Source organism: Streptomyces sp. NPDC048270 (assembly GCF_040652335.1).
Taxonomy (GTDB): Bacteria; Actinomycetota; Actinomycetes; order Streptomycetales; family Streptomycetaceae; genus Streptomyces.
The window spans coordinates 127,760-135,441 of the sequence record NZ_JBEZLV010000020.1 but is presented as its reverse complement, the minus strand read 5'-3'; the positions used below and the strand labels follow the sequence as shown (position 1 = coordinate 135,441).

Annotated in this window: 7 protein-coding genes; 6 read left to right on the top strand and 1 reads right to left on the bottom strand. The window is 70.8% G+C overall.

Annotated features, from left to right (window positions below):
• The coding region (locus AB0D66_RS19755; protein ID WP_362304723.1) for a prepilin peptidase at nt 1-690 on the top strand (690 nt) is incomplete at its 5' end.
• Between the two features lie 131 nt (nt 691-821).
• On the opposite strand, the gene mgrA is transcribed toward AB0D66_RS19755, so the two are convergent.
• A complete protein-coding gene (gene mgrA, locus AB0D66_RS19750; RefSeq protein ID WP_362304720.1) occupies nt 822-1,859 on the bottom strand; it encodes an L-glyceraldehyde 3-phosphate reductase in 1,038 nt (345 codons plus the stop codon).
• Nucleotides 1,860-1,984: 125 nt separating this feature from the next.
• Between mgrA and AB0D66_RS19745 the strand changes: the two genes are divergently transcribed.
• The 5 genes from AB0D66_RS19745 (at nt 1,985) to AB0D66_RS19725 (ending at nt 7,654) form a co-directional block, all read left to right on the top strand.
• Nucleotides 1,985-2,746: an isoprenyl transferase gene (locus AB0D66_RS19745; protein ID WP_069921737.1), complete on the top strand. Its 762-nt coding sequence runs from the start codon at nt 1,985-1,987 to the stop codon at nt 2,744-2,746.
• A 336-nt stretch (nt 2,747-3,082) separates the two neighbouring features.
• The gene (locus AB0D66_RS19740) at nt 3,083-4,399 is read left to right on the top strand and encodes a PhoH family protein (RefSeq protein WP_362304716.1); all 1,317 of its coding nucleotides are present in this window, start codon (nt 3,083-3,085) and stop codon (nt 4,397-4,399) included.
• Between the two features lie 434 nt (nt 4,400-4,833).
• Entirely contained in the window at nt 4,834-5,529 is a 696-nt protein-coding gene (locus tag AB0D66_RS19735; protein ID WP_362304713.1) for a transglycosylase SLT domain-containing protein, read from the top strand.
• Nucleotides 5,530-5,643: 114 nt separating this feature from the next.
• Nucleotides 5,644-6,987, top strand: a complete 1,344-nt coding sequence (locus AB0D66_RS19730) for an AI-2E family transporter (RefSeq protein ID WP_362304710.1) — start codon at nt 5,644-5,646, stop codon at nt 6,985-6,987.
• Nucleotides 6,977-7,654: a hypothetical protein gene (locus AB0D66_RS19725; protein WP_362304708.1), complete on the top strand. Its 678-nt coding sequence runs from the start codon at nt 6,977-6,979 to the stop codon at nt 7,652-7,654. The genes AB0D66_RS19730 and AB0D66_RS19725 overlap by 11 nt, the downstream gene beginning before the upstream one ends.
• Nucleotides 7,655-7,682 lie beyond the last annotated feature (28 nt).

The window sequence follows — 7,682 nt, the reverse complement described above, 5'->3', positions numbered from 1 at the left end:
GGCCCGGACGCGCTGCCGCCCGGCCCGGACGCGCTGCCGCCCGGCCCGGACGCGCTGCCGCCCGGCCCGGACGCGCTGCCGCCCGGCCCGGACGCCCTGCCGCCCGGCTCGGACGCCCCGCCGCCCGGCCCGGCCGTGTCGCATGTGTACGGGAGGCGGGGCCTCCCTGTCGGCGTGCTTGCCGGGGTGGTCTGTGCCGGGCTCGGGGCGGCCGTGGGGGTGCGGCCCGAGGTCCTGGTCTACGTGGGGCTCGCGCCCGTCCTCGTGCTGCTCGCCCTCGTCGACCGGGCCGTGCACCGGCTCCCCGACGTGCTGACCCTGCCGCTCGCCGCCGCGGTCGCCGCCGGGCTCGGGGCGGCGGCCCTCCTGCCCGGCGCCGGGGGCGACTGGCGGCTCGCGCTCTTCGGCGGCGGCCTGCTCGCGACCGGGTACCTGGCGCTCTTCCTGGCCCACCCCGCCGGGATGGGTTTCGGCGACGTCAAGCTGGCGCTCTCGCTGGGGGTCGCTCTTGGGTGGTACGGGTGGGGGGTATGGGCCGCCGGGGCCTTCCTGGGCTTCCTCTACGGGGCCCTGTACGGCCTCTTCCTGCTGCTGCGCGGCTCCGCGACCCGCAAGCAGGGCTTCGCCTTCGGCCCGTTCATGGCCGCCGGAGCACTCACCGGAGTGCTGCTGGGCGGTTTCGGAGCGTAATCGTGGCGCGGCTATGCACGCATATCGCTTTACGAAGGGTTATGGTGGAACCCCCCCCTCGGGCCGGTCCGTATCCCCCCCACGGACCGGCCCGTTTTTTGTTCTCCGCCCCCTACTGGCATCCGCGCAGGTCAGCCGCGCTGGGCCCAGAGGTTGGTGCCGGGGGTGGACACGGCGAAGGAGTCGATCTCCTTCAGCTCGGCCTCGGAGAGCGGTTCCGCCGCCAGCGCGGCCACGTTCTCCTCCAGCTGCCGCACGCTCGACGCGCCGATCAGCGCCGAGGTCATCCGGTCGTCGCGCAGCACCCACTTCAGCGCCAGCTGCGCCAGGGACTGGCCGCGCCTCGCGGCGATCTGGTTCAGGCCGCCCAGCCGGCGCAGCACGTCGTCCGAGAGCAGGTCCGGGTTGAGCGACTTGCCCTGGGTGGCCCGCGAGCCCTCGGGGATCTCGTTCAGGTACTTGCCCGTCAGCAGCCCCTGCGCGAGCGGCGCGAAGGAGATGCAGCCCATCCCCGCCTCCTCGAGGGTGTCCAGCAGGCCGTCGTCCTCGGTCCAGCGGTTGATCATGGAGTACGAGGGCTGGTGGATCAGCGGCCGCACGCCCATCTCGCGCAGGATCCGCACCGCCTCGGCCGTCTGCTCCGCCGTGTACGAGGACACGCCGACGTAGAGCGCCTTGCCCTGCTGGACCGCGGACGCCAGGGCGCCCATGGTCTCCTCGAGCGGGGTCTGCGGGTCGAAGCGGTGCGAGTAGAAGATGTCGACGTAGTCCACGCCCATCCGCTCGAGCGAGGCGTCCAGGGAGCTCAGCAGGTACTTGCGGCTGCCCCATTCGCCGTAGGGACCGGGGTGCATCAGGTAGCCGGCCTTGGTGGAGAGGATCAGCTCGTCGCGGTACGACGCGAAGTCCTGCGAGAAGATCTTCCCGAAGTTCAGCTCGGCCGACCCGGGCGGCGGACCGTAGTTGTTCGCCAGGTCGAAGTGGGTGATGCCGAGGTCGAAGGCCCGCCGGAGGATCGCCCGCTGGGACTCGAGCGACTTGTCGTCTCCGAAGTTGTGCCAGAGGCCGAGGGAGATGGCGGGGAGCTTGAGGCCGCTGTGGCCGGTGCGCCGGTACTCCATGGAGTCGTAGCGCGCGGCGTCCGCCCGATAGGGATTGGTATCAGTCATGTTGTCCTCCCTATCACGGAGCTGTGACAGACCGAGTTGGGTACCCCCTCCCGCCGCGCAGTAATGTGGCGCACTCGGGGGACCGCAATTCGCACGGGGGCATTGCACGGAGGGGCTGGAAGATCGTGAAGCTGCGCGACCTGGTGTACAGGCTCTACGCACGCCGGGTGGAAGGCCGCCTCGACCATGACGCGGCGCCCAAGCACATCGGCGTCATCCTGGACGGGAACCGGCGCTGGGCGAAGGCGTCCGGAGGCACCACGGAGCAGGGCCACCAGGCCGGAGCCGACAAGATCTCCGAGATGCTCGGCTGGTGCACCGAGACGGACGTCGAGGTCGTCACCCTGTGGATGCTCTCCACGGACAACCTGGACCGGCCGGAGGTCGAGCTCCGCCCGCTGCTCAACATCATCGAGAACACCGTGCGGGGCCTCGCCGCGGACGGCCGCTGGCGCGTCCACCACGTCGGCAACCTCGACATCCTGCCCGCGCGGACGCAGACCGTGCTGAAGGAGGCCGAGCAGGCCACGCACGACGTCCAGGGGATACTCGTCAACGTCGCCGTCGGCTACGGCGGTCGCCAGGAGATCGCCGACGCGGTCCGCTCGCTGCTGCTGGAGCACGCGCAGAAGGGCACCTCCTTCGAGGAGCTCGCCGAGATCCTGGACATCGACCACATCGCGGAGCACCTCTACACGCGCGGCCAGCCCGACCCGGACCTCGTGATCCGCACCAGCGGCGAGCAGCGGCTGTCCGGATTCATGCTGTGGCAGAGCGCCCACTCCGAGTACTACTTCTGCGAGGTCTTCTGGCCGGCCTTCCGCAAGGTCGACTTCCTACGGGCCCTGCGCGACTACGCGGCCCGCCACCGGCGCTACGGCACCTGATCGGCCCCGGATTCACCCGGAGTGGTCTCTGACGCCCCTTCGGTCACCGCCGCACCCTCCCTCCCGAGCTTTCACCTGGGATTCACCGAGCGTCCGTCATATGCCATGGCATGGCCTGGCCTGATCGGGGAATACCACTTTCAGGTCGATGCCCGATCCACGGGTGTCGAGTCTCAGCGGACGGCATGGGGCCGTCCGCCCGGGAGGCCCTTTGCACCAGGACGCACGTGCGGTTCGCACGGACGGAGTGGAGGGCCGGGAATCGGCCCTGGCATGGGTGCCGATGACCGGTCCGGTCTTCATGGCCCGACCTCTTCCGAGGGGGTACGTCCTTCCGTGGTGACCAGCACAAAGCGCCGCCTGCCCGACAGGCGGACCTACGTCCTCGACACCAGCGTCCTGCTGGCAGACCCCAACGCGATCTCCCGCTTCGACGAGCACGAGGTCGTGCTCCCGATCGTGGTGATCACCGAGCTGGAGGCAAAGAGGCACCATCCCGAACTCGGCTACTTCGCGCGCCAGGCCCTGCGCCTGCTCGACGACTTCCGGGTCCGGTACGGACGCCTCGACGCCCCCATCCCACTGGGCGATCTGGGCGGCACCCTGCGCGTCGAGCTCAACCACTCCGACCCCGGTGTCCTGCCCGCCGGCTTCCGATTGGGGGACAACGACTCGCGGATCCTCGCGGTCGCCCGCAATCTCCAGGCCGAGGGCTACGACGTCACGGTGGTCTCGAAGGATCTCCCGCTGCGCATCAAGGCCTCCTCGGTGGGGCTGATCGCCGAGGAGTACCGCGCGGAGCTCGCGATCACCGATGCCGGCTGGACCGGCATGAGCGAGCTCGCCCTCTCCGCAGAGCAGGTGGACCTCCTCTACTCCGAGGAGCGCCTGTACGTGCCGGAGGTCGCCGAACTGCCCGTGCACACCGGGCTGGTCCTCCAGTCCGAGCGCGGCAAGGCGCTCGGCCGCGTCACGGCGGACGGCAACGTGAAGCTCGTACGGGGCGACCGCGAGGCCTTCGGGCTGCACGGCCGCAGCGCCGAGCAGCGCATCGCGCTGGACCTCCTCCTCGACCCCGAGATCGGGATCATCTCGATGGGAGGCCGGGCGGGTACCGGAAAGTCGGCGCTGGCCCTGTGCGCGGGCCTGGAGGCGGTGCTGGAGCGCAGGCAGCACCAGAAGGTGATGGTCTTCCGGCCGCTGTACGCGGTGGGCGGGCAGGAGCTCGGCTACCTGCCGGGTGACCAGGGCGAGAAGATGAGCCCCTGGGCGCAGGCCGTCTTCGACACCCTCTCCTCGGTCGCCGGGCGCGAGGTCATCGAAGAGGTGCTGAACCGCGGGATGCTGGAGGTCCTGCCGCTCACGCACATCCGCGGCCGCTCGCTGCACGACGCCTTCGTGATCGTGGACGAGGCCCAGTCGCTGGAGCGGAACGTCCTGCTGACCGTCCTGTCCCGGGTGGGCGCGAATTCGCGGGTCGTTCTGACCCACGACGTCGCCCAGCGGGACAACCTGCGGGTCGGCCGGTACGACGGAGTCGTCGCCGTCGTCGAGAAGCTGAAGGGGCATCCGCTCTTCGCCCACATCACCCTGACGCGCTCGGAGCGCTCTCCGATCGCGGCGCTCGTCACCGAGATGCTGGAGACCCTCTGACCCCGGCAGGCCCCGACAGGGGGCTGAAACGGTCAAAAAACCCATAGCGGGAAAGTGAGTTGACGCCGTCCGGTAAAGGCCCGAGAGCCTAGCCGGGCGGCGTCGCGCTGCACAGGCCTTTGGCGAAACCAGAGCGTCCATGCCAGGTGTGACCTTTCCCACGCAACGCAGAATTGCCCTGCGGCGTCGAGGTCCGGCAGAGTCTGTTTTCCGTCAGGCCCCGCATACGGCACTTCCGTACCTCCCGTGAGGTACGAGCAGCACCACAACTCCACAGCCGATTGCCGTATGCCGCCCGGAGTTTCACGCGGCAGCCTCCGCAAGGAGCTGCCCACGGGCCCGCGTCTCCAGTGACCCCAGAACCACGGAGGCCAGTGTCGAGGGGCACTCTTGCGCCCGCTCGGTCACTGCGGACGCTGCTGGAAGGACACCGTGTGAGCCGGATCTCGGTACGGGGCTTCGCAGTGGCTTCTGCCACCGCGGTCACCACCGTCGGCGCAGTCGTGGGCGTTGCCACCGGCGACCCCGCCTCGAACGATCTCGAGACGACCGCGTCCGGGGCGACCCTCCTCACTGACATCCCGGTCGGCGACCAGGCACAGGTCCAGAGCGCGTCCCTGACGCAGCAGGCCGACACCATCGCCCACGCCGCCGACGCCGACGCCAAGCGCTCGGCCGAGGAGGCAGCCCGCATCCAGGCCGCCGAGGACGCCAAGGCCAAGAAGGCGGAGGCGCAGAAGGCCGCTGACGAGAAGGCCAAGAAGGACCGCGAGGTGAAGGAAGCGGCCAGCCGCTCCGCCGCCCGCGACGCCGGGGACTTCGCCGTCCAGAGCTCCTACACGGTCGCTCAGGTCAAGGCCATCGCCCAGCAGATGGTCCCGGCCGGCCAGTTCCAGTGCTTCTCGAACATCATCAACCAGGAATCCACCTGGAACTACCTCGCCGTGAACAAGTCCTCGGGCGCCTACGGCCTGGTCCAGGCGCTCCCGGGCTCGAAGATGGCCTCGGCCGGTGCCGACTGGCGCACCAACCCCGCGACGCAGATCAAGTGGGGCCTGAACTACATGGAAGACCGGTACGGCAGCCCGTGCGGAGCCTGGAGCTTCCACCAGGCCAACGGCTGGTACTAGGCGACACCGCCACCCGCTCGATCCCGGGGAGCCCCGCACCGTCCGACGGTGCGGGGCTCCCCGCGTGTACGGTCTTTCGAGGCGTGATCAGTGGGGCGGGGGGAAGGGATCGACATGGTGAAGAGGGAAGGCTGGCTCGGCCGGCTCGGGAGCAGGCTGAACCGGATGGAGGCGCGGCTCGACGAGCGGCGCGCCGAGGTCGAGGCCGAGGCCAGGGGCGACCTTCCGCACCCCGCCCCCGCCCGCCGGGGAGGGGCGCCGGCCGCCGCGGCGGAACCGGGCCCCGCGTCCGCCCCCGCCTTCCCCGAGCGCCCCGACCCGGTGAGCGTGGTCCCGTGGGGCATGCGGGTGGCCGCCGAGGTCAGCTGGCGGCTGCTGCTCCTGGCCGGGATGCTGTGGGTCCTGATGAAGGTGATCAGCGAAGTCCGCCTGGTCGTCCTCGCCTTCGCCGCCGCCATGCTGGTCACCGCGCTCCTGCAGCCCTTCGTGGTCCGGCTGCGCAGGCTGGGCCTGCCCCGGGGGCTGGCCACCGCCGTCACCGCGATCCTCGGCTTCGTGGTCATCGGGCTCGTCGGCTGGTTCGTGGTCTGGCAGGTCATGGAGAACCTCGACGACCTCTCCGACCGGGTCCGCGACGGCATCAACGAACTCAAACTCTGGGCACTGGACAGTCCGTTCCACGTGACCGAGAAGCAGATCAACGACATCGCGAAGAACCTCAGCGAGACCATCGGCACCAACACCGAGCAGATCACCACGGCCGGCCTGCAAGGCGTGACCGTCCTCGTCGAGGTGCTGACGGGCATCCTGCTCGCGATGTTCTCGACGCTCTTCCTGCTCTACGACGGCAAGCGCATCTGGACGTGGACGCTCGCCCTCGTCCCGGCCGCGGCCCGGCCCGGCGTGGCGGGAGCCGGTCCGCGCGCCTGGCGCACGCTGACCGCGTACGTACGGGGCACCGTCCTCGTCGCGCTCATCGACGCCATCTTCATCGGCCTGGGCATCTACTTCCTCGACGTGCCGATGGCCGTGCCGCTGGCCGTCTTCATCTTCCTGTTCGCCTTCATCCCGCTGGTCGGCGCGGTGGTCTCCGGCGCGCTCGCGGTGGTCGTGGCGCTGGTGACCCAGGGCGTGTTCAGTGCGCTGATGGTGCTGCTGGTCGTCCTGGCGGTGCAGCAGATCGAGGGCCATGTGCTCCAGCCGTTCATCCTGGGCCGGGCGGTACGGGTGCACCCGCTGGCCGTGGTGCTCTCGGTGGCCGCGGGCGGCCTGATCGCGGGCATCGGGGGCGCGGTGGTCGCCGTACCGCTGGTCGCCGTCACCAACACCGCGGTGGGATACCTGCGGGCGTACTCGCGCGAGCAGCTCCACATGGGGCACGGGGCGGTCGGGCCGGGCCCGCACGGGGCCACGGCCCTCGGCTCGGCGCCACGGGAGGGGGACGACGGTGATCAGTGAGCCGGAACTGGACGGGGAGTGGGGGCCGGAGCGGCCGGCCGAGACGGTGGAGCCGGGAGCGGGGGACAGGCCGTTACGGCGCCCTCCGGTCCGCTCCTGGCTGTGGGCGCTGGGCGGGGCGGTACTGGCCTCGGCGGTCTGGGCGGGCGCGCTGGCGGTGCAGGATCGTTTCGGCACCGATGGACCGCCGATCGCCTACCGGCACGTCGAGGACCTGTGCACCCAGGTGCGGCTGCCCGCGCTGGGCGCGATGAGCGGGGAGTTCGAGGCGGGCCCGGAGCGCCGGGGCGAGAGCCCCGCGCTGGACTGGTCGTACTGCCAGTACACGACGCCGCGCACCAAGGGCCGGGCCGCCTACCTCGCGGAGGTGCGGGTCGAGCTGCACAAGAAGAGCGACCCGGAGCCGGAGTTCGGCCAGGGGCCGGTGCTCAGTCCGTTCATGGACGTGGAGACCGTCCGCCCGGAGAAGGTGCCCGGGCTCGGGGAGCAGGCGCTGGTGTCGGGACTGGTCAGGTCCCCGCAGATCCAGGTGCTCGACGGCGGCGCCGTCTTCACGCTGAACGCGCAGTGGTGGGGGGAGAACGCCGACGAGGAGATCGACAGCGACGCGCTCCGGGCGGCGATGATCGAGGACATGCGCGACCTGATGGACCGCCTGAGGAAGTGACGGCGGGCAGCACCGTGCCCCCGCCGCC